Below are 24,328 nucleotides of genomic sequence, written 5' to 3'. Positions count from 1 at the left end.
GCGACAATCCCCGGGGTCGACTCTGCCATCGCCTGTTGTCGCAGCGACGTTTAATGTGAACCGCGTCACAAAACGTTACTCAACAACAACAAAACAGGCGAAGAACCATGCAGAAACTCAACCTGCTCCTGGTATCTGGAGTATGCGCCCTGTCACTCGCTGGCTGCGGCGGCGGCAGCACCGACTCATCCAGCACCCCCTCTACCAGAACCGAGACCGCGGTCGCGCAGAGCCCGACACCGTCGCCCGGCGTCGTCGAGGGCGATACCCAGACAGCCCGGCCACTCCCTGCCAGCACCGATGAGCTTGCGGCAGCCTCCTGCGATCAGGGCACGAATCTCTCCGGCGGTCGGAGCTATCGGGTCGAAATGCCGTCTCGGGTAGACGGGGCAGCGATCGTGTTCCAGGTGTTCGAACCGACACTGTTCGATTGCCAGGCCCATCACCCCTTGATTCTCCAGGGGCACGGTTTCAGTGGCTCGAGAACCACCGAAGCAGGCAATGATCCGCTGTCGCCCATCAAGCCGCTGGTGGATGCCGGCTATGCGGTCATCAGTATTGACCAGCGGGGTCATGGCGAGAGTGGCGGCACTATTCGCGTGATGGATCCGGATTTCGAAGGGAAGGATCTGGTCCAGATCGTGGACTGGGCAGAAGCCAATCTGGATTACCTGAAGTACGAAAACAACAACCTCCTGCTTGGGGCCGTTGGCGGCAGTTATGGCGGCGGCTATCAATACATGCTCTACAACGTCGACCCGGACCGGCGCATGGACGCCATGGTGCCCCAGATCACCTGGCACGATCTGGATTCCAGCCTGGACCCCGGCGATGTGACCAAGAACTACTGGTTGGCCTTCCTGTCCGTCATGGGAGACAGCCAGACCGATTTCTCCATGGACCCCTATTTGCGGTCGTCGCTGCTGGAGGGCATAGCCACCGGTTACTTCCCGCCCGGCGCCCTCGCCTTCCTGCATTACCACAGCCCGAGTTACTTCTGGCAGAACGAACTGGGCCTCGCCTTGCTGGACAGTGGCAACACCAGCGACTATCTGCTGGATCCGGTTACCGGGAAGTTTCCGCTCACCAGCGATGGACGGTTTATCGTCAAGACTCCGACCCGCCAGCCGTATCCGGTGGACGTACTGATGTTCCAGGGGATGCGCGACAACCTGTTCCCGTTTAACGAAGCGGCGGAGAACTACCGGATCCTGAAGCAGGCAGGCGGCGATGTCCGGTTACTCACCTACCCGTATGGCCATCATTACCTGGCCCCGAACGTCGGCCTGATCCAGGAAACACTTTCCAACCTGACCTTCTACAGCGGTGAACTTCCGCAGTTGGCCACCGGGGATCTCAATGGCCTGACCAACTGTGGTGACATCAATGTAACCCGGGCGACCGTTGCCTGGTTCAATGAAAAGCTGCTTGGCAAGGGCGATGCGGACAACGTGATCACCACCGGTCAGCAGATCTGTTACACCCTGGCACCAGGGGATTCCGTTTCGGCACCGGCCATCACCCGGGGTGGCGAATCTTTCCCGGTTGGACTGGACGTCCTTGGCACCACCACTCCGGTCTCAGTTCCCATCGGCGCCGCGGGCACGCTCCCGGTGATTGTGCCGCTGGACACACTGACCGAAGACGGGGTCATTGCCGGCATCCCCACGGCCACGCTCAATGTCAGCACCGGGTTCCCGGAGATCGATTCGCAATGCCTGGAACAGAGCGACCCGATTCTTCATATCGGCACCTGTGACGCCATCATGTTTGTCGGCGTGGGCATCATCCGCCAGGATCAGCCAACTCCGGAACTGATTGACGAGCAGGTTCAGCCGGTCCGCGGGCTCGGCAACCATGACTTCGATCTCACCGGCATTGCCGAACGGTTGCACGCGGGTGATCGCCTGGTGCTGATGCTCTATGGCCAGCACCCGACGTTCGCCGGCGCCTTCTCACGGGATCTCGTGGTGCCCGCAGTCCAGGTGTCCGGTACCGTTTCATTGCCGCTGCTGACATCAGACGGCCAGGCCTCTCTGACTACACCCGATAACGGCTGACCTCCTCTGACAACTGGGAAGCCAGCTCTTGCATCCGCTGGGTCGCATCACCGGCCCGGCGGGTGCCACCCGCCGTCTGTTCCGTGATCGCCACGATCTCATGAACGTTCTGGTTGATCGCCTCGGAGACGCTGGTCTGCTCCTCGGCGGCACTGGCGATCTGGGTGTTCATCTCGGTGATGGTACTTACCGCTTCCCCGATCTTCCTGAGCGCTTCATTGACCTGGCGGGTTTCTTCCACCGTCGCTTCGCTGCGCTCACTGATGGCCCCGATGATCCGGACGGCGTCGCCAGCGCCCGACTGGAGCCCTTCGATGGTTTGCTGGATTTCCTGGGTGCTCTGCTGGGTCCGGCTGGCCAGCGTGCGAACCTCATCCGCCACCACCGCAAAGCCTCGTCCCGCCTCGCCGGCGCGAGCCGCTTCGATGGCCGCGTTCAACGCAAGCAGATTGGTCTGGTCCGCGATCTCGCGAATCACATCGAGAACGCTGTCAATCTTCCGGGAATCCGTACCGAGGCGTTCAATGACACTGACACCCCGAACCACCTGGTCTGAAAGGCCGGCCATGCTGTCGACGGCCTGCTGCACCAGACCCTGCGCGTCGCAGACCTGTGCATTGGCGTGACCAGCCGCATCGGATGCCTCACTGGCATTGCCCGCGACTTCCTGGGCTGCTGCAGTCATCTCATTCATCGCCGTGGCCACCTGGTCGCTCTCCGACGTCTGGCGCTCAACACCACGTTCGGCCTCACTCATCACCTGGTTCAGTTCTTCGGTGGCCTCGTTCAGTGTTCGGGTCGATGACAGAACCCGCTCCACCAGCCCGTGAACCTGATCGGCAAAGCTGTTGAACGCGGCGGCCAACTGGCCAAGCTCGTCCCGGGAGTCGACCTCAAGGCGGCGAGTCAGGTCGCCATCGCCACCGGCGATATCGTTCATGGCAGACACCGCACTCTTCAGCGGCCGGATAATGCTGCGGACCACAAACAATGCCAACAGAACGATCAGCACCAGGGCAATCACCGAAGTCGTCACAGAACCTATGACACTCCTGTCGAGGGAACCCTCCACTTCCTGCCGCATTCCGGCAACCTGCTCATCCAGACCATTGACCCAGAAGCCGGTACCGATCATGAGGTTCCACTTGGGCAACATCTCCGCATAACCGAGCTTCGGTTCCACCTTGCCCGTCTCGGTATTTTTCCAGCCGTAGGACACATACCCGCCTCCATTCTGGGCGGCCTTCACCAGTCCACGGATCAGGTAGACACCATTGGGGTCCTGCAGATCCCACAGGTTTTTGCCTTCCAGCGACGGCTTGGAGCCGTGCATGACCACATTGCCCTTCGGGTCGTAGCCAAAAATGTAGCCGGCGCTGCCGGAATCGTTGAAGCGGAGACCGCGGAGGATGTCCATGGCCTGCTTGCGGATTTCCGGGTCATCGGCCGAACCGGGCTGGTTATACAGGGTGGCGATGGAGGTTTTGGCGAGCTGGACGTAATTCTTGAGTTCCTCCCGCTTGCTGGCTTCCATATCGCTGGCGAAACTCTGCACGGCGGCATCGCCAATCTGTTGCGCCTGGTTGAGGTTGTACGTTGTCAGAAAGGCTGTCAGGACAATCACAGGCACCAGTGCCAGCAATAACACACGCGCCTGAATGGTCAGATTTTTCATTGCGTTCCAATGTTGGTTGGGTGGGACATCGGCCGGTGGTGCGGCCCCGGAGAAGGACGCCGATACTACCCAAAAGGCGGTACCAATATCATTGGACGAAACGCGACGTTTTTATACGGTCTGTAACCGGACACTTTCATGCCGGCTCATGAGTGCCCGGAATTCGGCAGGGTTACCCGTACTCGCGTGCCCGGGCCATCCGCCCGATCCTCGATGGCAATGCTTCCCCCCATACCCAACACCAGCGTCCGGGCAATGGCCAGGCCAAGGCCGGCGCCGCCACTGTCCCGGCTGCGTGAGGCTTCCACCCGGAAAAACGGTTCGAAGACTTTCTCCCGCAGCTCGGCCGGAATCCCCGGCCCTCGATCAACAATGTCGATGGCGATGGAATCAGTATTGACGACCATCGATACCCGCGCCTCGTCACCATAACTGACTGCATTCTCGATCAGATTGCGCGTCGCCCGGCGAACGGCTTCCGGCCGTCCCTGCATGATGCAGCGAGGCATCTCATCACAGGTCACCGCCATCCCGATCTCGGCAAGATCGTCACACAGGCTCTCGAGCAAAGCGCCCAGATCGAATCGGCGGGTCAGCTCCGACGCGCTGCCCCGGATAAAATCCAGGGTGTCCTCGGCCAGTCCTTGCATCTCCGCCAGATTATCCAGTAACCGGCTTCTGTCCTCGCCATCTGGCAGCATTTCAACCCGCAGGCGCATCGCCGTCAGCGGTGTACGCAGGTCATGGGCCAGGGCCGCAAGCAAGCGCGCTTTTTCGTCCTGGGATCGACCCACCTGATGCTGCATATCATTGAACGCCCGGATCACGTCGCGAATGTCTTCCGGGCCCCGCTCTTCCAGATACCGGGGATTCCCCTGTGAAAAGGCTACGGCCGCTTCACGGAGGTTGCGGACGGGCGCCAGGATATACCGCACCGCCAGCAACACCGCCGCAATCAGAAGAATCGCCGTAACGCCAGCACCGATCAGCGCAGCCTTCAACCAGAGCCAGGAGGGCCGCGGTGGCAGGGCCACGGCGTTCAGCCACTGGCCATCCTTGAGGTCGAGCGACAACTCCAGCACCGGCGGGCAATCCATTTTCCGGAGGCGTTTGTGCCAGTCTTCCTGATATTCCTCGATCAGGTTGTCGTGCTCGTCGTGATGTTCGTAGTGTTCATGGTGATCATCCTTCTCCCGCTTGCAACGATCATCGTCAACAAGGATCCGGGTCCGGACATCGTGACTGGCGGACGTGAGATCGGACAGTGGCCCCTCGGACAGCAGCCATACCGAAAATGGGGGCGAGGCGTCCCCCTTGAGCAGTGGTTCGGAACCCTCGGACAACTCCAGCAGAGAATCGCTGAGCGCGGCCAGCGCTCGCTTCCGGCCGTCCGGCTGCATACTGTTGATCAGGGAATAGGCGTTGCCCACCCGGTTCAGAAGGTTATTCAGACCCGCAGTCTGTAACGCACCCTGGCGTTCGCCAACCATCATCCAGAAGGTGATCCCCTGCGCCAGCAGCATCACCACAATGACCAGCAGCACCAGTTGGCTGGCAGCCCGCCTCGGGAACAGGCGCATCTCAGTCGGCCTCCACATCGGCGGTCCACTGGTACCCTCCGCCCCAGACCGTTTTGATCAGCTCGGGGTTTCGCGGATCCTGCTCCAGCTTTTTCCTCAGCCGGCTCACCCGATTGTCGATGCTTCGATCAAACGGGGCAGCCTCACGTCCCTCTGCAAGATCCAGCAGATGATCCCGGGACAGCACCCGCCCCGCGTGGTTGAGAAAAACCAGCAACAGATTGAATTCACCGGTGCTCAGCGCCACTTCGACACCCTCCGGGTCCACGAGTCGCCGACGGTCCACATCCAGGTGCCAGCCTTCGAATCGCAGCTGCCGCCCGGCGGCCTGACTGGCCGGCGGTGGCAAAGCATCGACACGGCGGAGCACCGCCTTGATGCGCGCCAGGACCTCCCTCGGATTGAACGGTTTGGTGACGTAATCGTCCGCGCCCATCTCCAGACCGATGATCCGGTCCGTGTCTTCGCCCATTGCGGTCAGCAGAATAACGGGCAATGTGGTGTGCTCCCGCAGATATCGGCAGAGCACCAGGCCGTCGTCCCCCGGCATCATGATATCCAGCAGCACCAGGCTGACCCGGTGAGAGTTCAGACACTGCTTCATGGCAACCCCATCCTCCGCCTGAAGGACCCGAAACCCGTGGTCACTCAGATAACGGCTCAGCAGATCCCTGATTTCCCGATGATCGTCCACCACCAGAATTTGTGGCGCCTGCTCGTCATTCATCACTCGTTTCAACTTGTCCAAACCTCTGACAGCCTGATTATAGGGGTATCGCCGCTGATCTTGGGTGCTGACTTTGTCGCAGGTTTTGTCGGCAAGCGGGGTTGCGACAATTTGCGACAAAAAACCCGCCGCTCCGACACACTTTCACGACAAAGGCCCGCTTTACTGTGTGCAATTCCGACGCGACCAAGACCCGGTCTCCGGCTCATCCGGCGACTGATCCTGACACAAACGGCAAAGGAGAGAATTGATCATGGCCATATCACAACACAGTAAACGGTATTCGCTGTCCGCACTGCTCGCCGCCACCCTGCTGGTCGGCCTGACGCCCACATACAGTTTCGCGGATGATGATGACGATGAGTATTCCCGCCAGGCCTGGGCGCCGGCGAGCATGGAAAAGAACTACTCACCGGAGGAGATCCGGGTAATGGCCGAGGCCACTGCCCTGAAACGCTTCGGCCCTGGCTCAACCGCCACCATCTCCGAGCAGAATGACGGTTACCGAATCCAGCTACGGGACAGCAACGACAACGTTGTCCGTGAGCAGGACGTATCGCTCGTGGGCAACGACGCAAACGCCGAGCAGCAGTAAAGGAGACTGAGCATGACCTGGCTGGACTCTGACAATCGATACGGTCTCGTCTCCAGGGCCATTCACTGGCTGATGGCCGCCCTTCTGATCTTCATGCTGTTGAGCGAGGTATGGATGGAGGCCTTCGAGGAGATCGGCGGAGGCTCCGGCATGCCGCTTCACCAGGGAATCGGTCTCGCACTGGGAGCGCTTCTGGTACTCCGGCTATTCTGGCGACTCGTCAACTGGGGGCAGATCCGTCCGCCCGAGCGCTGGCGAATGGCGGCCAAACTGGGACATATAGCACTCTATGGCCTGATGCTCGCCCTGCCACTGACAGGCCTGTTTACCACCCTGGGAAGCGGGCACGGGCTTCATCCCTTCGGCCTGACGCTGATCGAACGCGGACCGGAAATCGAGTGGATGGAGGAGATTGGTGAAGACGCCCACGAAGTGATGGCCAATCTGCTCTGGTTCGTGCTGGCCGGCCACGTACTTGCCGCACTGCTCCACCATCATGTCGTCGGCGATAATACCCTGCGCAAAATGGCCTGATTCGTCCGGACAGGCTCAGTCCTTGAACTGGGCCTTGTCCAGACCGTGTTTTTTCATCTTGTCATACAAGGTCTTGCGGGCAACACCGAGATGCACCATGGTGTCCTTGATACTACCATGACAGGCATTCAGAGCGCTGATAATGGCGGAACGCTCAAACCCGTCAACCATTTCAGAGAGCGTCTGGCGCCCCGTGATGTTGGCCTCTCCGGCGGCCCCACTGTCATCCAGTGCGGCCGGTCCGAGCAGCACGTAGCGCTCGGCGAGATTGCGAAGTTCCCGCACGTTTCCCGGCCAGGACCTCTGCATCAGCCCTGCGGCCTGACCGGCATCGAGGGGCACACTTTCCCGGTCATACCGGGCTGCCGCAATCAGTACGAAGTGATGGAACAGAAGCGGTATATCTTCTTTCCGGTCCCGAAGCGGCGGAATATCCACCTTGACCACGTTCAGCCGGTAATAGAGGTCTGATCGGAACTGGCCCGTGTCACTCAGCGCCTTCAGGTCCTCTTTTGTCGCTGCGATGATACGGACATCGACGTCCCTTACCTCATTGCTGCCGAGCCGCTCCACCCGTTGTTCTTCCAGTACCCGCAGCAGCTTCACCTGAAGCGGGAGGGGCATGCTCTCCACCTCATCCAGGAACAGAGTACCCCCATGGGCATGCTCGATCTTGCCGATCCGCCGCTTATCCGCCCCCGTGAAGGCTCCGGCCTCGTGGCCGAAGAGTTCGCTTTCAATCAGGTTTTCCGGAACCGCCCCGCAATTGATCGCGACAAAGTTATGGGCGCCCCGTGCACTGCTCTCGTGAATATATCGAGCCAATGCATCCTTGCCCGAGCCGGTTTCACCATGCAGCAGGATGTTGGCCGAGATCTCGAGAATCGGGTTAACCAATGCCAGCACCCTCTGCATCGCCGGGGAATCTCCGAGAATACGGGGGCCGGGCTTCGCCATGTGCCGCAACTGGGCCTTCAACCGCCGGTTTTCGAGCGCCAGCTGGCGTTTTTCCATCGCATGGCGTAACAGCTCGATCAGCTCCTCGTGATCGAACGGCTTTTCAATAAAATCGTAGGCGCCTTGCTGCATGGCAGACACCGCGGTACTGATATCGCCCTGTCCCGTCAGGATGATCACCGGAATGCTGTCATCCACCGCCCGCACTTTCTCCAGCATCTGCAGGCCATCCATGCCCGGCATGTTGTAATCGCACAGGACAATGCCTTCGAAGTCAGGGGTTATCGCGGGCAAGGCGGATGGCGCATCCGCATGACAGGTCACCGGTATATCCTCCAGCGCCAGCGTCTGGGCCATGGCCTGAAGGATGTGGGGATCATCGTCCACGAAAATAACCGAGGGTTGACTCATTCGATGACCTCCCGCTTTGGCAGAGTGACAACAAATTCGGCTCCGGGGCCGTCCTGACGATTGGAGCCGGTCAGCGTCCCGCCGAGGGCATCGACAATCTGGCGCGAAATCGACAGCCCCAGGCCCAGCCCCTGCTTGACCGACTTGGTGGTAAAGAAGGGTTCGAAAACCTGCTCCGAGTTGGCGGGCAGCCCGGTTCCATTATCGCGGACCACACACCGCCAGTTTCCGTCGTCCTCTTCAATGTCGACGGAGACCAGCGGACCGTCAACCCCGTCCACGGCCTGGACGGCATTCGCCAGCAGATTGACCATGACCTGTTCGATGCGTATCAGGTCTCCGTGGCACATGATGGGGCTCTCCGGACGGTGCCAGCGTATCCGGGGGGTTCCCTCACCCCGCTGGGCAGAAACGATCTTGAGCGCTGCGTCCACCGCCAGGCGAACGTCGACACTCGTAGGCGGCCCTTCGGACTTGCGGGCAAACACTTTGAACTGACGGGTCAGCTCGGCCATCTTGTCGCACAGGGTTATGATCTCGGCGAGATTGGCGTCAACCATATCCGGCGCCCCCTTCTGCAGAAAGCGCCGGCTGTTTCTCGCGTATGTCTGGATCGCCGTCAGCGGCTGATTCATCTCGTGATTCAGCCCTGCCGACATTTGCCCGAGCACTGCCAGCTTGGCAGCCTGAATCAGCTCCTGCTGGGTTTCCCTGAGCTCCTGCTGGGCCCGCTCCCGCTCCGACACTTCTTCCCGCAGTTGCCGGTTGGACCGTTCGAGGTCTGCGGTTCGCTCGGCAACGCTCTGTTCAAGCTGTTCCCCTCTCTGGGCCAGCTCTGCCTCCCGACGGTATCGCTCTCTCACATACAGCCAGGCGAGCAGGATGGCCAGGTAAAGGGCGAGACCGCCAATCACAAATGCAATCCGCGTCCACAGAACCCTGGCGGTGGAGACCATGACTCTCAACGACCAGTCCAGTCTTGGCAACGGAGTTGTCACACTGAGGTACTCCTCTGTTCCCTCACCGGTCTGGATACTGAGCTTGCGGGACTTCTCGGATACCCCCCAGGGGCGACCAAGGTCATGAATCTTCATGGCCCGAAGCTGGCGACCGGGATAACGTTGCCTGATCTCGAGGGCCTGCTGCTCCTCGCGCCGCCCCGAAAAATCCCGGTACAGCCAGTCCTGCCGGCTGGCCAGAAAGCTGATGCCCGCGCTGTCCAGCACCACCATCTGCGCACCATCGCGATTGACCGGTCGGTGCCACTGGGATTCCAGGTCATCCACCTGCACTTTCATGGCCAATACGCCGAGCATCACGCCGTTGTCACCTCGCAGCGGATGTGAAAAATACAGGCCCCGGACACCGGAGGTAGAACCGAGCGCAAAGTAGATCGCGGAGTCTCCGCTCTTTATCGCGTCACTGAAATACGGACGGTAGGCGAAACGTCGGCCGACGAAGCTGTCCCGTCGACTGAAATTACTGGCGGCCACGGTCAACCCGGTATCGTCCATCAGGTAGACATCGGAACTGCCCACGATACCCGCCATCCGTTGCATTTTCTGATTGGCTTCGAGGATCAGCTCCGGCTGGTCCGGATGCTGCAGTGCGCGGACCATCAACGGATGCTGGGCCATGAGTTCGGGAATGGGCAGGTAACGGTTGAGTTCGTTGGCAACCAGTTGTCGATAACGGAACGACTGCTCGAGACTTTCCTGCTCCACCTGGCGATAACCGAACCAGTCACCGAGCAGCCAGGACAGCCCCAGGGTCATCAGGAAAGCGAGAAGGATTCCGAGTCGCACAGATAGGTTTCGCCGAGTGGAAAATGTCTAGCGTAACGTTCCGGCCGGTCAGGGACAATCGGTCCCGCCGGCCGGACGCGTGCTTATCAGGAGGCGATGGAAACCTCTGGCTCCCGACGCTTGCGCTGAACCAGAAGGACCGCCATGCCCATGACAATTCCGACCAGGTCGGTCCAGCCACCGCCCTCGATCATCAGCAAGGCGGCGGCGATCAGAACCAGCCGGATCATCCAGTTGGCGGCAATCTGACCAAACCATCCCATGACGCCACCGGACAACAGGTAGACACCAATGGTGGCTGTCACCAGCGCCCGAGCCACCTCAAACCAGGGGGCGTCCATCAGCAGTGCACTGTTGTAGAAGAACATGAACGGCACAATGAACGCGGCAATGCCAACCCGGAAAGACGCCACGGACGTTTGCATTGCATTGGCTCCGGAAATACCCGCTGCCGCATAGGAGGCCAGGGCCACTGGCGGCGTGATCGCGGACACCACCGCAAAATAGAACACGAAGAAGTGGGCAGTCAGTGGCTCAATACCAAGCTCAACCAGGCCCGGCGCCACAACGGACGCGGCAACCGCATAGGCAGCGGTTGTGGGCATGCCCATGCCAAGAAGGATTGAGATGAACATGGCAAAAATAAGCGCGAGCAGATCGCTGTGGGCAGCAATATCCAGCAGCATGGACGAGAAGCGTGCGCCCACGCCGGTCAGGGAGATGACGCCTACAATCACACCGGCTGCGGCACAAACCACGATGATCTGGATCGCCATGACCGAGGCAATATCCAGCGCATGCAGGATCTGACGGGGGCCCATCTTGTTCGGAGACAGCCAGCTCACCATGGCAGCCGCCACCATGGCCAGGGTGCCCGACCGTATCACCGAATACCCGAGGAACAGGGCGACCACGAGTATGATAATCGGGATAAACAGATAGCACTGCTTCACCAGCCGCGACAGCTTCGGCAGTTCATCTTCCCGCATTCCCCGCATTCCGGTCTTGGCCGCTTCGAAGTCCACCATGAAGTAGACAGACGCAAAATACAGAATGGCAGGAATGATGGCCGCCACCGCAATGTCGGTATAGGGAATACCGGTGATCTCGGCCATGATGAACGCGCCCGCGCCCATGATCGGCGGCATAATCTGCCCACCGGTTGACGCAGCAGCCTCAACGGCACCCGCGGTCTGCTTCTTGTAGCCCACTTTTTTCATCAACGGAATGGTCAGCGAGCCGGTCGAAACGACATTTCCGGCGCTCGTACCATTGATCATGCCCATCAGACCAGAAGCGAAGATGGCGACCTTCGCGGGTCCCCCGCGGGAGCGGCCTGCGCAGGCAAACGCGAAATTAACGAAGTAGTCCCCGACTTTCGATGCCTGCAGAAACGCCGCAAAGATAATGAACAGGATGATATAGGTGGACGACACCGCCGTGGTCGGCCCGAGGATACCCGCATCGGTGTAGACCTGGCTGAAGAAGCGCTGAACCGTCAGTCCGGGGTAACCGAGAAATCCCGGCAGATACTCACCCGTGAACACATACACCAGGAAAACGAGCCCGATGATAACCAGCGCCATGCCGGCAACCCGACGGGTCATTTCCAGAATCAGAGCCGTACCGGCAACCGCCGCGAACGAAATGCCGATGGGCGCAAACGATGTGCCGGTGGACATGCGCAGAGGGGTGTTGTAAATCACCAGCAAATAGGTGGCGACCGCCAGCGAGCAGACCATCAGCACGAGATCCGGTGCACTGAACCTTGCCCGGCCGCGCTGATGGAACCAGCTGATCAGAATACCGCCAGCCGTCGCGGCAATCAGCGGCCAACCGAAATGCCACGCCTCCACTTCCGGCTCGATCCGCATGGCTGCGCCCTGCAGCATCTGGTAGAAGGCAAAACCCTGGTAAAGCGCGTAAAGCGCCGGCAGCATCATTACCCCTGCGGCCCAGCTGGTCCAACGGTGACGGACAACCCGATCGTCTTCAGAAGCAAACCGAGCTCCGGCGTACAGCATGAATCCGAGCACCAGGGCGCCGGCCACATGGACAATGCGGAACGACCAGGTCTCCATGGGTTCGATGTTCAATGAATACAGGTGGAAAGACGAATAGCCAATGGTCATCACGGTGACCAGTTTGAGCAACCACCCCTCAAACAGTCGGCGATTGGGCTCGACAGGCTCCTCATCCACGTTATGGGCCAGGATATGGTCTTCGTCCTCGGTTACCCGGGGCGCGTGTTGGATCTCGTGTTCGGTTGTCATGGTAGATACACCCTGCAAGCGGAAAGGCCCGGCCGGCACTGTGCCGGCCTGTCGGAGGGACCCGTCGGGCCCCTCCGGCGACATTTACGGATGGATCCGGTCAGCCGGAATCTCATAGCCGTTTTCGTTGAACCAGCGCGCAGCGCCCGGGTGCCAGGGCAGGACGTTGTTTTTGCTGTAATTCTCAGGAACAGAGGAACGGGCCGCCTTGTGAATGGACGTCATTTTGTCGTTGTGCTCCATGGTCAGCTTGACCATCTGGTAGACCAGGTCGTCCGACACGTCGCAATTGGCAACGGCAAAGTTCCACATGGACACCACCTGTGAAGGCTGCTCGAGAGACTTGTAGGTGGTCTTCGGAATGGTGAAGGGCGCAACCGGGAATGCATCAGTCACTTTTTTCAGCTGAGCCTCATTCATGCCGATGATGTTGATATCGGTCTGGACTTCCAGCTGGCTCACCGCCGGAATCGGGATTCCCGCTGCAAAGGCCACGACATCAATCAGGCCGTCCTGAAGCTGACCGGCGAGATCGGACCAGCTGCCATTACGGCGCTCATACTTCACGCCGAGCGTGTCCATCATCTTGGGGAAATAGGTATCGGAGGTGGAACCCGCCGGACCGAAACCGATGGTTGCGCCATCCGGGATATCGTCGATGGTCTTGATGCCGGAACCGCTGAGCGCCGTAATAGAGAAGGGTGTCTGATACATCGGGAACATGGCACAGACATTGTCCATCTTCATACCCGGAGCCAGCGGGCTGTTGCCTTCCATGGATTCACGGGCCGGACCAAGCGTCGTCAGGCCGAAGTTGAGGTCACCGGTATGGACCAGCGCCATGTTCTGCATCGGTCCACCGGTAATCTCCGCTCCACCGGAGATACCCAGCTTTTCGGCCATGTAGTTGGCCCAACCAGAACCGTACGCGAAATAGGTCCCACCCTGACTGGCGGTACCCACCGTGAAACTTTCGGGCCAGTCGGATTTGTCCTGGGCACTGACAGGGCCACTCATGACGGCAGTAGCAGCAACAGCAGCGAGAATCACTTTGAATTTCATAGAAAGGCTCCCTGAATCATTGTGTTGGTTATCGGGTGCGTTACACGCCGCGAAGGACGACGCTGCCAGTCAGGGAGCAAAGGGCAGACCAGTTTCGGAATTTACTTATAAAACGGAAGGTTACTGAATTTAAAGGGAAAAATAGTGCAGAAAACGGGTGGATACCCACCCACCGGGAAGGCGCCAATGGGTGGAATCCCACCCATTGGCAATATCAGAAACGGAACGCGTTCGGAAAAGACGTTGCGATCACCAACGCCCCTGAAGCGTTGCCATGATTCGGCGACTGCCGGCCCGGTCCCGGTGTTCGCAGAGATAGATTCCCTGCCAGGTGCCCAGAGCCAGATGACCGTGACTGACGGGAAGGGTGAGCGACGGACCGATCATCACGCTCTTGATATGGGCCGGCATATCATCGGGCCCCTCCATGGTGTGCACAAAGTGAGGGGAATGCTCCGGCACCATCACATTGAAGTGCCGCTCAAGGTCGCCACGCACATCCGGATCGGCGTTTTCATTGACGGCCAGGGACGCGGAGGTGTGCTGGATGAACAGATGCAGCAGCCCGACCTCGCAATTCGCAAGACCGGGCGCCTGGGCCAGCACTTCGTTGGTGACCAGGTGGAATCCCCGGGGTAGCGGAGCCAGTTCAATCAGCGCCTGATCCCAGATCATTTCGGTGTCTCCTCGTCACTACTTCTGCAAATCGTCCCAGGGATGGACCGGAACCACCGCTTCGGTCGTTTCGGCCTCAAAGGAACTGCGAAAATAATCCATGGCTTTCTCCGCTTCGCTGAGCTCGTCGAAACGGGCAACGTGATAGATGGCCTCGCCTTCGTTGACCAGCGGCAGATTGTTCACACAGATCACGATGCCGGAACAGGGTGACGTCACCGCCGTTTCCGATTCACCAAACGGGTCGGCGACCATGGCAAGCCGCTGCCCTTTCCGGACTTTCTGGCCCAGATGGGCAACCGGCCGCATGATGCCGTCGATGTCAGCTCTCACCCATTGGGAGTTCGCTGCCGTTTCCGACCGTTTCCTGGGAGCCTTGGGACCCTTTTTCGCCGGCACCATCGCGAGCTCGCGCATGACCCGGATCACGCCCTTGACGCCACTGGTGATCACTACGTCATCGAAACGGAGGGCCTCACCGCCCTCAAACGTGATGACCGGTATATCCAGCGAATCGGCGTAGGCCCGGAGACTGCCTTCCCTCAAGCCGGCATTGATAATGATCGGCGCGCCGAAGGCCTCCGCCATGCGGATGGTCTCCGGATTCTTGAGCTCGGCCCGTATCTGGGGCAGGTTGAATCGATGAATCGCACCGGTATGAAGGTCGATAATGTGGGTCACATTCTCCATGATCTGGGTGCGTAGCAGGTAGGCAATGCGCCCACCGAGCGACCCGGTCTCACTGCCCGGAAAACACCGGTTCAGGTCACGCCGGTCTGGCAGGTAGCGGGTGCGCTGCACGAACCCGAAAATATTCACGATGGGAACCGCCACCAGGGTGCCCCGCAGGTGCCGGAGTGCCGAATTGGTCAACACCCGGCGTACGATTTCCACCCCGTTGATCTCATCACCGTGGATCGCCCCGCACACCATGAGTACGGGGCCGTCCCGGCGACCATGAATGACCTCGACCGGAATATGAAGCGGCGTGTGGGTATAGAGTTTGGCAACCGGTACTTCAACCGTCTGCCGGGTGCCGGGTTTGATCTGTACACCGGCGATTTCGAAGGGTGCTCGCGCCTTGCTCATCCCTGCCCCTTGGTCCGTGTCTTCCAGGGCTTCTGGTTCTTCTCGGTCCAGTTGATGATCATGCCCGCGACATTCTTGCCGGTCGCGTTCTCGATGCCTTCCAGTCCCGGCGACGAATTCACTTCCATCACGAGGGGGCCACGACTCGAACGCAACAGGTCCACGCCGGCCACATTCAGCCCCATGGCCTTGGCAGCGGCAATCGCGGTACGACGTTCCTGGGGCGTGATCCGGACCAGGGAGGCGGTACCGCCACGGTGCAGGTTGGAACGGAACTCGCCTTCGGCCCCTTGCCGCTTCATGGCCGCGATGACCTTATCGCCGAGTACGAAACACCGAATATCGGCGCCGCCGGCTTCCTTGATGAACTCCTGCACCAGGATGTCCGCCTTCAGGCCCATAAAGGCCTCGATCACGCTCTCCGCAGCCTTGCGGGTTTCAGCCAGGACCACACCAATACCCTGGGTCCCCTGCAACAGCTTGATGACCACCGGGGCACCGCCCACCATTTTCAGAAGCTCAGGCACGTTGTCAGGCTTGTTCGCGAAGCCGGTTACCGGCATGCCAACGCCTTTCCGGGCCAGCAACTGCAGCGACCGGAGCTTGTCCCGCGAGCGGGTGATAGCCACCGATTCGTTGACCGGGAACACCCCCATCATTTCGAACTGACGGAGCACGGCTGTACCATAGAACGTGACCGAGGCACCGATTCGTGGAATCACCACGTCAAAGCCTTCAATATCCTCCTCGTGGTAACTGATCCTTGGATCCGCCGAGGTGATATTCATGGAACAGTGAAGGCAATCAATCACATGCACCTCGTGGCCGCGATTGATTCCCTCCTCCACCAGTCTCCGGGTGGAATACAGATTCTTGTTTCGCGACAGTACCGCAACTTTCATGTGTCAGTCCTTATAACCGGCTCGCCGGCAAGATAGGAAGATTCGGGGTAAACCGCCGAGCGACCCGCCATGGCGGTTCGGCCCAGCAACATCCGGAACCGCATTGAGTCCCGATTGGTCAGCGTCATTTCAATGGGCCAGCTCTGGTTGCCCACCACCACGGTCGTCTCGATCACCAAACGCAATTCCTTGTGTCCTCCGGAATCCGAAACATTCCGCTCATCGAGGATTCTTGCGTCGCACTCGACAACCTGATGCAGATCGTTCTGAACCGGATGCACCCAGAAACGGACGCGCCGCTCACCGTTTTCGGTGTAGGGCTCGGTACGAAACGTGTGCAGGCAGGAAGTCCGGGCGCCGGTATCGATCTTGGCCTTGATCCGGGCAATATCCAGATCCGGCAAGGACACCCATTCCCGCCAACCAAGGCATATCCTGTTCTCGCTATTTTCCGGCTTGTCCTTCGGGGCTGACTCGCTGGGCACTTTCGGCATCCGATGTTTCCTTTTGTTCGGGGCTTGCTTCCGGGCTGAGCAGCTGTACCCGGAAAGGTTCGGAGTGAGTGCCCGCATACACGCTGGTATGCGGGAAAGGTATCTCGACACCCTCTCGATCAAGCATGCCCTTGATCGCAACCATCATTCTGCTACGCCCCTCGAGAACCTTGTCAAGGGGGACCCAGACAGAGAACTGCAGATCCACGGAGGACGGACCGAACGCTGTCACGAGCACGAAAGGCCTTGGCTCCTCAAGGCAAAGTGGTTCCTGTTCCGCGAGGGCCAACAAGAGGGATTCCACCCGCTCCACATCTTCAGCGTAGGCAATACCCACCACCAGGTCGAGACGACGGATCGGAAAACGGGAGCGGTTGATGACCTGGGTCTTGATCAGCGTTTCATTCGGAATCCGTACATACAGGTTGTCGGGCGTCCGCAGCTTTACGCTGAGCATGTCGATACCGACCACCTCTCCGATGGTCGTGTCCACTTCAATCACGTCGCCGACTTCAAAAGGTTTTTCCACCAGCAGGAACAGCCCACTGATCATATTGGACGCCGACGTCTGGGAGGCAAAGCCGATGGCGACTGTGAGGATACCCGCAGCGCCCAGCACAACATCCAGGGAAAACCCGGCCTCTCTCAACGCCGCAATCGCAAACAGCGTGACGATCAGATAAAACACCAGCCGCCGGACCATCAGCGCATGATGCCGCGATGTGCGCTCCGCCATCACACTGGCAACGCTGCGGGCAACAGCCGCCCCCACCACCAGGCCCAGGACGAGCAGGAACAGTGCACTGAACCACTGGGCCCAGGCAACGCCATCGATCACAGACAACAGGCCTGTCTTGATATCCTCCAGCAAAGTGAACGCTCCTGCGATTAGCCAAACATTCGATCAAACGCCCGCACCAGCCGGCCCCGGGAACTTTTCTCACGGGCGTCGCCAACCTTGCGGCAATTGCCAGCAGCCGGCAGCAATGTCGTGTCGACACGAAGGCTTGCGGAATTCATATCGGTTTCACACTCCACGGTCACCCCCGGCGTCCACAGTTGCGCTCGCTCATTCTGATGCAACGACAACAATGGCGTCGGCAGGCTGAATCGTTCCAGCAGCAAAGGCTCTGACCGCCGGTTGATGATCGTCACCGGCGTCACCGCCCGCCAGGGGCGTTTGGGAACAGCCTCCAGTACCAGCCGGGCAAACGTTGACGAGGAATAACACAATTCACCCTCCATGGTGTTCCGGCCCACCCAGGTCATCAGGGGCGTAGAAAGCGGGATTTCCGTCAGCGGCGTCTCGTTCGGCCCCACGCAGACCTTCATCCAGACCATGGTGCCAACATAGATGACACAACGCCCACCTGCCGGAATCGTCATCGGCTGAAACGGCCGTATTACGGTTGGCAGACTGGCAACCGCCGGCATGAACGTGATGGTACCGCCGTCGTTTTCCGGGCGAATAAATCGCTGGAGCGGCACATCAAGAGACGGCAACACATGCCCTACACGCTCGGTCCATGCCGAGGGGTCACCCTGCGCTTCAAGGGTCCTCAGGCGCACCTGCCACTCGAGATCCAGAAGCGTTACCCAGAGCTGGACGTGGCCCAGTTCGTGATATTGAGTCTGACCGGATTCCAGTCTGTAGGGTTGCCGCCAGGCGCCATCCCGCCGATTTTCGGATTCCTGAATCATCCGTTCCTTACTCCCGTTCAAGCGCCGTTGATCGGGCTTAACTATAATCCAAACCCGCCGCCCCAGCGAATACACAAGTTGGTGATTTTATTGCAACAGTGGCTGTAATTACCCGTATGCGGGTCAGCCCGGGAAAACAGGGAAATCAATGACTCAACTGGTCTGGTTCAGAAACGATCTGCGCGTCGCCGACAACCCGGCGCTCACCGCCGCCTGTCAAACCCGAGAGCCGGTCACGGCATGCTATATCGTGACCCCCGGGCAATGGCAAACCCATGACTGGTCCCCGGCGCGGGTAAAGTTCGTCATCGACCACGCAAACGCCCTGGCAAGGGAGCTGGCAGCGCTGGGCATCCCAATGGTTTTCCTGGATGCAGACGACTTCACCCAGAGCCAGGACGCTCTTCTCAACGTTTGTCGGGAACACAGGATCACGCACATCCATTTCAACGAAGAGTATGGCATCAACGAGAGACGCCGGGACAAAAGCCTCAAACAGAAGGCGGATGGTCTCGGGGTAACCATCTGCAAGTACCGGGACCAGACGGTCGCGCCAGTTGGCGAGATCCTGACGCAACAGAACGAGCCCTATTCGGTGTTCACACCCTTCTCGCGGCGCTGGCAGAGCTGGATTGACGAAACCGCACCCACGGCTTTTCCGTCTCCCTCTGCCTGCGGCGATGCCATCCGTCCCAGCCAGATCGACGCCATTCCCGCCCCATTCAGGGAGGCACCGCCCGCCCTGGTAGAAACCGGCGAAAATGCCGCGCACGACCAGCTGGAACGCTTTCTTGAAACCCGGGCTGGAGCCTACAAGGAGCAGCGGGATTTTCCCGCCGTGGATGGCACGAGTCAGCTCTCGCCTTACCTGGCCAACGGCGTACTGTCGGGTCGCCAGTGCCTGCTTGCAGCACGGGAGGTCCAGGGCCGCGGGGGCAATCAGGAAGGACTGATTACCTGGATCAACGAGATCGCCTGGCGGGATTTCTACATCCACATCCTGTATCACTATCCGCGGGTCAGTATGCACCGGGCCTTCAAACCGGAAACGGAGGCGCTGGAGTGGAACCCGCCCGGAGACCATTTTGATGCATGGAAGGAAGGGCGGACCGGCGTCCCAGTTGTCGACGCCGCCATGCGTCAGCTCAACGCGACAGGCTGGATGCACAACCGCCTGCGAATGATCACCGCCATGTTCCTGACCAAGAACCTGTTCATCGACTGGCGCCTGGGGGAAGCCTATTTCATGTCGAAGCTCGTGGACGGATTCCTGGCGTCCAATAACGGCGGCTGGCAATGGAGCGCCTCGACCGGAACCGACGCCGCGCCGTACTTCCGGGTATTCAATCCGGTCACCCAGAGTGAACGGTTCGACCCCAGCGGCGAGTTCATCCGAAGGTGGGTGCCGGAGCTGTCAAAACTCGATGCCAAGCGCATTCATGACCCGGGGGCCAAAGGGGGAGTCATCCCGAAGGGCTACCCCAGACCCATTGTCGATCTGAAGGAAAGCCGGAAGGAAGCGATCGCCAGGTTCCAGGCGTTAAAAGACTAGGTCAGGAGCCAGAGACAGGGTTAGAGCAGACGGGACATTCCTGATCGCGGGCCAGCTTCATCTCCCGCCACTGCATCTGCCAGGCATCCAGCACCAGCAAACGGCCAATGAGCGGCTTGCCGGCACCGCTGATCACCTTGATCGCCTCCATCGCCTGCGCCGCGCCGATCATACCCACCAGCGGCGCAATCACCCCGGCCTGGGAACAGGTCAGATCCTCGTTGCCCTGCTCCGGGTACAGGCAGTGGTAACAGGGGCTATCCTCTACCCGACGGTCATAGACGGACAACTGGCCTTCGCCGCGAATGGCGGCACCGGACACCAGCGGAATCCGGGCTGCCACGCAGGCCCGATTCAGCGCAAAGCGGGTGGCGAAATTGTCACTGCAGTCGAGCACCAGGCTGCTTTCCTCTACCTGACGTTTGAGCGCATCGCCAGACAGCCGGTCGTTAATGGCAGTCACCGACACGAGCGGATTGATACGCCGGACCCGATCCGCCAGGCTCTCCGCCTTGGATTCGCCCAACTGATCCTGCTCAAAGCCAATCTGACGCTGCAGGTTGGCCAGCTCGATCTCATCGTCGTCCACAAGGGTCAGGTGGCCAACCCCTGCGGCCCCCAGATACAGGGCCACCGGACACCCCAGACCACCCGCACCGATCACCAGGACCCGCGCCGATTTGAGCGCTTCCTGTCCGGCGATATCAAACCGCGGCATCAGAATCTGTCGACTGTAGCGCAGCAGCTCTTCATCGCTGAGCATGCCCGTCTCCCCATTCTATTGAGTTGTGTCCGAGTCGCCCGGCCATTGCCCCAGCGTCATTCGGTCCCGCTGGCCATAGTCCCGGCGACTCTCGACGGCGTCAAATCCTCTGGCCCTGAACAATGCCCGCACCGCCTCGGCCTGGTCAAACCCATGCTCCATCAGCAACCAACCACCGGGCGAGAGCCACCTGGGCGCATGGTCCAGAATGGTTCGGATATCGTCCAGACCGTCCACGCCCGACACCAGGGCGCTGGATGGTTCGAAACGCACATCCCCCTGACCGAGGTGTTGATCACTCTCTTCTATATAAGGCGGATTGGACACAATCAGATCAAAGGTTCCCGGCGTCAGGCCCTCAAACCAGTTACTGAGCTCGACAGACACCGGCAATCCCAGCGAACGCGCATTTTCCCGGGCGAGCTCGACCGCTTCGGGCACGCAATCGCAGGCACGAACCGACCAGCCGGAGCGTTCTGACGCAAGCGCCAGGGCAATGGCGCCGGTTCCGGTGCCCAGGTCCAGCACCCGCGCAGAGCCGGGTAATGGCAATGAAAGGGCCGCTTCCACCACGCACTCGGTGTCCGGACGAGGAATCAAGGTCGCCCTGGAGACCCTGAGTGACAACGACCAGAACTCCTGGTGTCCGAGAAGATAGGCAATGGGGGTTCCTTCAACACGGGCGTCCACCAGGGCTCGAAATGCGTCGGCCTGCTCCGGAGACACGTCCTGCTCCGGCCAGGCCCGGAATCGGGTGCGGCTCCAGCCGGTCACGTGACTGAGAAGAAGTTCGGCATCCAGTCGTGGCGTGTCGCTGGCAATACGACCTGCGGCTTCTCGAATCAGACGCTCGCAGGCCAGCGAGGGGTTACTGGTCATCGGCCAGCGCGGCCAGCAGTTCGGCCTGATGTTCCTGCTGCAGCGGAACGATCACGGCATCCAGGTCCCCGGTGATCACTTCGTCCAGCTTGTAGAGGGTGAGGTTGATCCGATGATCCGTGACACGGCCCTGGGGAAAGTTGTAGGTCCGGATCCGCTCGGAGCGGTCGCCGCTCCCCACCAGGCTCTTTCGGGTTTCGGCCATGGTTTTCTGCTGCCGCTCGGTCTCGGCATTCTGCAGACGGGAGGCAAGCAGGCTCATCGCCTTGGCCCGGTTTTTGTGCTGGGATCGCTCCTCCTGGCATTCCACCACGATACCGGTGGGCAGGTGGGTGATCCGGATGGCGGAATCGGTCTTGTTGACGTGCTGACCACCGGCGCCCGAGGCCCGGAAGGTATCCACCCGCAGATCCGATTTGTTGAGCTGGACCGCCTCCGCTTCGTCCGCCTCCGGCATCACGGCCACGGTACAGGCCGAGGTATGGATGCGGCCCTGGGACTCGGTTTCCGGTACGCGCTGAACCCGGTGGGCCCCGGATTCAAACTTCAGAGCACCGTACACACCCTCGCCAGCGACTCTCGCAATGACTTCCTTGAAGCCACCGTGCTCACCCTCATTCTCACTGAGCACTTCCACCTGCCAGCGGCGGCGCTCGGCGTAACGGGAATACATCCGGAACAGATCCCCGGCAAAAATGGCAGCCTCATCACCGCCGGTGCCGGCCCGGATTTCGAGAAATACGTTCTTCCGGTCGTTCGGGTCCTTCGGCAGCATCAGCCGCTGCAGTTCTTCATCCAGCTCTTCACTCTTCAGCCGAGCACTTTTCAGCTCTTCTTCTGCCATTTCCCGCATGTCGGCATCGGCATCGCGGGTCAGCTCCTGCGCGGCATCGATGTCCGACAGAGACTGTTGCCAGGCCTGGAAACAATGGACGACGGGCTCGATTTCAGCGAATTCCCGGGAAAGGTCCCGGAACCGGTCCTGATTGGCAATAGTGGCGGAATCGCTCAGCAACGCGCTGACCTCCTCGAACCGGTCAACCAACTGTTCGAGGCGGGACTGAATGGATGGCTTCATAGTTTTTCCGGTGTGGTGACTGTGTCGGCGTCCAACGCATCAAGCTGATGCAACTCACGCAGCCACTCGGTCACCTCCGTGCGGCCCTCGGTCGTGGCCTTGCGCACCTGCACGGACGGTTCGTGGAGAAGCTTGTTGGTCAGGCCCCGGGCGAGACCGCGCAAAACGGTTTCGGGATCGGCACCATTGCGAAGGGCCCGAAGGGCTTTCTCGGTTTCGTTGTCACGAAGGGTCTCGGCCCGTTGCCGAAACTGCTTGAGGGTGGACACCGCGTCGAGAGCACGCAGTTGGCGCAAAAAGTCCTGAACGCCGTCCAGAACGAGGTTCTCGGCTTCCCGGGCAGCGCCCTCCCGGGAACGGATGTTTTCCTCGATCACGTGACGAAGATCATCAACGGTGTACAGATAGACGTCGTCCAGCGACGCCACCTCCGGCTCGATGTCCCTGGGAACGGCAATATCAACCATGAAATAGGGACGACGCTTGCGTTTCTTCAGCGCCCGTTCCACCGCGCCTTTCCCGAGGATGGGCAGCGGGCTGGCGGTGGAGGAAATAACAATATCGACATCGGTCAGGTGGCCCGGAATCTCGGAGAGAACAATACCCTTGCCACCGTAGGCCTCGGCCAACACCTGGGCGCGCTCCAGCGTTCGGTTGGCCACCAGGAAATCCTTCACGCCGGCTTCGGCGAGATGCTGGGCGACCAGCTCAATGGTCTTGCCCGCACCAACCAGCAGGGCTCGGTTACGGGACATGTCCGCGAAAATATGATGCGCCATGCTGACCGCCGCATAGGCGACGGATACGGGGTTTTCGCCGATTGCGGTATGGGTCCGGATACGTTTGGCAACCGAAAAGGTATGCTCGAACAGCCGGGAGAGGAACGAGCCCGTCGCACCGTTTTCCCTGGCAAGGGCGTAGGCGTCCTTCAGCTGTCCGAAGATCTGCGGCTCGCCCAGAACCATGGAGTCCAGGCCTGCCGCCACCCGCATCATATGACGAACCGCCTCGGCATCCCGATGGACGTAAAGCGCCTCCTCCAGGTCAGCCGCATCGAGGTTGTGAAAACCCGCCAGCCAACGCAGGACCGCCGGCGCACAGTCATCGTCTCCGGCGAGGTAGAGCTCCGTCCGATTACACGTGGACAGGATGGCCGCCTCACTGGCACCAGAAGCTGCCCGCAACTCGGCGAACGCCTCGGCCATTCGCTCGGGCGTGAACGCAATACGCTCCCTAAGCTCGACCGGGGCGGTTCGATGATTGATTCCCAGTGTAACCAGTGCCATTTCGGACCTGAAAACCCTACTCTTATAAAGGTTAAATTACCGACATTTTAACGACGCGGGCCGCTGCCTGCCACCCAAAAACCGCGGACCTTCGGCAAGTGCGGACCGATTGGGCAAGATCATACGCTTATGCCATTATAGGGGCTCGGCCACGGCCGGTACCCGATCTACCTCAATTTCGCGGGTAAAGCCCGGGTCATTATCAAGCGTCGCTGACAAGTAACGGGAAG

21 protein-coding genes are annotated in these 24,328 nt (G+C 60.1%); 4 read left to right on the top strand and 17 right to left on the bottom strand.

Annotation, left to right across the window (positions count from 1 at the left end):
* Positions 1-107: 107 nt before the first annotated feature.
* Positions 108-2,060 carry an alpha/beta hydrolase gene (locus tag MLD04_RS14620; protein WP_248159929.1) on the top strand — a complete coding sequence of 651 codons (1,953 nt, stop codon included), beginning with the start codon at positions 108-110 and terminating at the stop codon, positions 2,058-2,060.
* Here the strand turns inward: MLD04_RS14620 and MLD04_RS14615 are convergent.
* From MLD04_RS14615 to MLD04_RS14605, 3 genes are all read right to left on the bottom strand, one after another.
* Positions 2,041-3,735 (bottom strand): methyl-accepting chemotaxis protein, encoded by a 1,695-nt coding sequence (locus MLD04_RS14615; RefSeq protein WP_248159927.1) that lies wholly within the window; start codon positions 3,733-3,735, stop codon positions 2,041-2,043. The genes MLD04_RS14620 and MLD04_RS14615 overlap by 20 nt on opposite strands.
* Positions 3,736-3,881: 146 nt before the next feature.
* Entirely contained in the window at positions 3,882-5,333 is a 1,452-nt protein-coding gene (locus MLD04_RS14610) for a sensor histidine kinase (protein ID WP_248159925.1), read from the bottom strand.
* Complete coding sequence (locus MLD04_RS14605) at positions 5,317-6,042, bottom strand: response regulator (RefSeq protein WP_248160348.1); 726 nt, start codon at positions 6,040-6,042, stop codon at positions 5,317-5,319. The genes MLD04_RS14610 and MLD04_RS14605 overlap by 17 nt, the downstream gene beginning before the upstream one ends.
* Positions 6,043-6,295: 253 nt before the next feature.
* Here MLD04_RS14605 and MLD04_RS14600 point away from each other — a divergent pair, with 253 nt between their 5' ends.
* Both MLD04_RS14600 and MLD04_RS14595 read left to right on the top strand, forming a co-directional pair.
* Positions 6,296-6,637: a hypothetical protein gene (locus tag MLD04_RS14600; protein WP_248159923.1), complete on the top strand. Its 342-nt coding sequence runs from the start codon at positions 6,296-6,298 to the stop codon at positions 6,635-6,637.
* A 12-nt stretch (positions 6,638-6,649) separates the two neighbouring features.
* Positions 6,650-7,171, top strand: coding sequence for a cytochrome b (locus MLD04_RS14595; protein WP_248159921.1), 522 nt, complete (start codon positions 6,650-6,652; stop codon positions 7,169-7,171).
* Positions 7,172-7,186: 15 nt separating this feature from the next.
* On the opposite strand, the gene MLD04_RS14590 is transcribed toward MLD04_RS14595, so the two are convergent.
* The 10 genes from MLD04_RS14590 to MLD04_RS14545 all read right to left on the bottom strand — a co-directional run bounded on the left by MLD04_RS14590 (position 7,187) and on the right by MLD04_RS14545 (position 18,540).
* Positions 7,187-8,539, bottom strand: a complete 1,353-nt coding sequence (locus tag MLD04_RS14590) for a sigma-54-dependent transcriptional regulator (RefSeq protein ID WP_248159915.1) — start codon at positions 8,537-8,539, stop codon at positions 7,187-7,189.
* On the bottom strand, positions 8,536-10,314 hold the full coding sequence (locus tag MLD04_RS14585) for a sensor histidine kinase (protein WP_248160347.1): 1,779 nt from the start codon (positions 10,312-10,314) through the stop codon (positions 8,536-8,538). The genes MLD04_RS14590 and MLD04_RS14585 overlap by 4 nt, the downstream gene beginning before the upstream one ends.
* Positions 10,315-10,430: 116 nt before the next feature.
* Positions 10,431-12,617, bottom strand: coding sequence for a TRAP transporter permease (locus tag MLD04_RS14580; protein ID WP_248159913.1), 2,187 nt, complete (start codon positions 12,615-12,617; stop codon positions 10,431-10,433).
* Positions 12,618-12,701: 84 nt separating this feature from the next.
* Positions 12,702-13,679 (bottom strand): TAXI family TRAP transporter solute-binding subunit, encoded by a 978-nt coding sequence (locus MLD04_RS14575; protein ID WP_248159904.1) that lies wholly within the window; start codon positions 13,677-13,679, stop codon positions 12,702-12,704.
* A 249-nt stretch (positions 13,680-13,928) separates the two neighbouring features.
* Positions 13,929-14,354, bottom strand: a complete 426-nt coding sequence (locus tag MLD04_RS14570) for a secondary thiamine-phosphate synthase enzyme YjbQ (protein ID WP_248159902.1) — start codon at positions 14,352-14,354, stop codon at positions 13,929-13,931.
* 18 nt (positions 14,355-14,372) lie between these two features.
* The gene (locus MLD04_RS14565) at positions 14,373-15,443 is read right to left on the bottom strand and encodes a succinylglutamate desuccinylase/aspartoacylase family protein (protein WP_008937361.1); all 1,071 of its coding nucleotides are present in this window, start codon (positions 15,441-15,443) and stop codon (positions 14,373-14,375) included.
* A complete protein-coding gene (gene rimK / locus MLD04_RS14560; RefSeq protein WP_248159900.1) occupies positions 15,440-16,345 on the bottom strand; it encodes a 30S ribosomal protein S6--L-glutamate ligase in 906 nt (301 codons plus the stop codon). The genes MLD04_RS14565 and rimK overlap by 4 nt, the downstream gene beginning before the upstream one ends.
* A complete protein-coding gene (locus MLD04_RS14555) occupies positions 16,342-16,839 on the bottom strand; it encodes an ATP-dependent zinc protease family protein (protein ID WP_248159898.1) in 498 nt (165 codons plus the stop codon). Before MLD04_RS14555 ends, rimK begins: the two co-directional genes overlap by 4 nt.
* Entirely contained in the window at positions 16,790-17,710 is a 921-nt protein-coding gene (locus MLD04_RS14550) for a mechanosensitive ion channel family protein (RefSeq protein WP_248159896.1), read from the bottom strand. The genes MLD04_RS14555 and MLD04_RS14550 overlap by 50 nt, the downstream gene beginning before the upstream one ends.
* A 17-nt stretch (positions 17,711-17,727) precedes the next feature.
* Complete coding sequence (locus tag MLD04_RS14545; protein WP_248159894.1) at positions 17,728-18,540, bottom strand: hypothetical protein; 813 nt, start codon at positions 18,538-18,540, stop codon at positions 17,728-17,730.
* Between the two features lie 148 nt (positions 18,541-18,688).
* Between MLD04_RS14545 and phrB the strand changes: the two genes are divergently transcribed.
* Positions 18,689-20,092, top strand: coding sequence for a deoxyribodipyrimidine photo-lyase (phrB, locus tag MLD04_RS14540; RefSeq protein WP_248159892.1), 1,404 nt, complete (start codon positions 18,689-18,691; stop codon positions 20,090-20,092).
* A gap of 1 nt (position 20,093) precedes the next feature.
* Here phrB and MLD04_RS14535 read toward each other — a convergent pair whose 3' ends face one another.
* From MLD04_RS14535 to hemA, 4 genes are read right to left on the bottom strand one after another with little or no spacing between them, the layout of a single operon-like run.
* Positions 20,094-20,855, bottom strand: coding sequence for a molybdopterin-synthase adenylyltransferase MoeB (locus tag MLD04_RS14535; RefSeq protein ID WP_248159890.1), 762 nt, complete (start codon positions 20,853-20,855; stop codon positions 20,094-20,096).
* 15 nt (positions 20,856-20,870) lie between these two features.
* Positions 20,871-21,734 (bottom strand): peptide chain release factor N(5)-glutamine methyltransferase, encoded by an 864-nt coding sequence (gene prmC / locus MLD04_RS14530; RefSeq protein ID WP_248159888.1) that lies wholly within the window; start codon positions 21,732-21,734, stop codon positions 20,871-20,873.
* Positions 21,724-22,812 (bottom strand): peptide chain release factor 1, encoded by a 1,089-nt coding sequence (gene prfA, locus MLD04_RS14525; protein ID WP_248159886.1) that lies wholly within the window; start codon positions 22,810-22,812, stop codon positions 21,724-21,726. Before prfA ends, prmC begins: the two co-directional genes overlap by 11 nt.
* Positions 22,809-24,098: a glutamyl-tRNA reductase gene (hemA, locus tag MLD04_RS14520; RefSeq protein ID WP_248159884.1), complete on the bottom strand. Its 1,290-nt coding sequence runs from the start codon at positions 24,096-24,098 to the stop codon at positions 22,809-22,811. Before hemA ends, prfA begins: the two co-directional genes overlap by 4 nt.
* Positions 24,099-24,328 lie beyond the last annotated feature (230 nt).

Source organism: Marinobacter koreensis (genome assembly GCF_023156285.1).
Taxonomy (GTDB): domain Bacteria; phylum Pseudomonadota; class Gammaproteobacteria; order Pseudomonadales; family Oleiphilaceae; genus Marinobacter; species Marinobacter koreensis.
The sequence above is the reverse complement of the archived record's forward strand: the minus strand, read 5'-3'. Positions and strand labels throughout refer to the sequence as shown.

Coding starts and splice junctions, on each gene's coding strand:
- MLD04_RS14620 (WP_248159929.1), top strand. CDS start 108: ATGCAGAAACTCAACCTGCTCCTGGTATCTGGAGTATGCGCCCTGTCA.
- MLD04_RS14615 (WP_248159927.1), bottom strand. CDS start 3,735: ATGAAAAATCTGACCATTCAGGCGCGTGTGTTATTGCTGGCACTGGTG.
- MLD04_RS14610 (WP_248159925.1), bottom strand. CDS start 5,333: ATGTGGAGGCCGACTGAGATGCGCCTGTTCCCGAGGCGGGCTGCCAGC.
- MLD04_RS14605 (WP_248160348.1), bottom strand. CDS start 6,042: ATGAATGACGAGCAGGCGCCACAAATTCTGGTGGTGGACGATCATCGG.
- MLD04_RS14600 (WP_248159923.1), top strand. CDS start 6,296: ATGGCCATATCACAACACAGTAAACGGTATTCGCTGTCCGCACTGCTC.
- MLD04_RS14595 (WP_248159921.1), top strand. CDS start 6,650: ATGACCTGGCTGGACTCTGACAATCGATACGGTCTCGTCTCCAGGGCC.
- MLD04_RS14590 (WP_248159915.1), bottom strand. CDS start 8,539: ATGAGTCAACCCTCGGTTATTTTCGTGGACGATGATCCCCACATCCTT.
- MLD04_RS14585 (WP_248160347.1), bottom strand. CDS start 10,314: ATGACCCTGGGGCTGTCCTGGCTGCTCGGTGACTGGTTCGGTTATCGC.
- MLD04_RS14580 (WP_248159913.1), bottom strand. CDS start 12,617: ATGACAACCGAACACGAGATCCAACACGCGCCCCGGGTAACCGAGGAC.
- MLD04_RS14575 (WP_248159904.1), bottom strand. CDS start 13,679: ATGAAATTCAAAGTGATTCTCGCTGCTGTTGCTGCTACTGCCGTCATG.
- MLD04_RS14570 (WP_248159902.1), bottom strand. CDS start 14,354: ATGATCTGGGATCAGGCGCTGATTGAACTGGCTCCGCTACCCCGGGGA.
- MLD04_RS14565 (WP_008937361.1), bottom strand. CDS start 15,443: ATGAGCAAGGCGCGAGCACCCTTCGAAATCGCCGGTGTACAGATCAAA.
- rimK (WP_248159900.1), bottom strand. CDS start 16,345: ATGAAAGTTGCGGTACTGTCGCGAAACAAGAATCTGTATTCCACCCGG.
- MLD04_RS14555 (WP_248159898.1), bottom strand. CDS start 16,839: ATGCCGAAAGTGCCCAGCGAGTCAGCCCCGAAGGACAAGCCGGAAAAT.
- MLD04_RS14545 (WP_248159894.1), bottom strand. CDS start 18,540: ATGATTCAGGAATCCGAAAATCGGCGGGATGGCGCCTGGCGGCAACCC.
- phrB (WP_248159892.1), top strand. CDS start 18,689: ATGACTCAACTGGTCTGGTTCAGAAACGATCTGCGCGTCGCCGACAAC.
- MLD04_RS14535 (WP_248159890.1), bottom strand. CDS start 20,855: ATGCTCAGCGATGAAGAGCTGCTGCGCTACAGTCGACAGATTCTGATG.
- prmC (WP_248159888.1), bottom strand. CDS start 21,734: ATGACCAGTAACCCCTCGCTGGCCTGCGAGCGTCTGATTCGAGAAGCC.
- prfA (WP_248159886.1), bottom strand. CDS start 22,812: ATGAAGCCATCCATTCAGTCCCGCCTCGAACAGTTGGTTGACCGGTTC.
- hemA (WP_248159884.1), bottom strand. CDS start 24,098: ATGGCACTGGTTACACTGGGAATCAATCATCGAACCGCCCCGGTCGAG.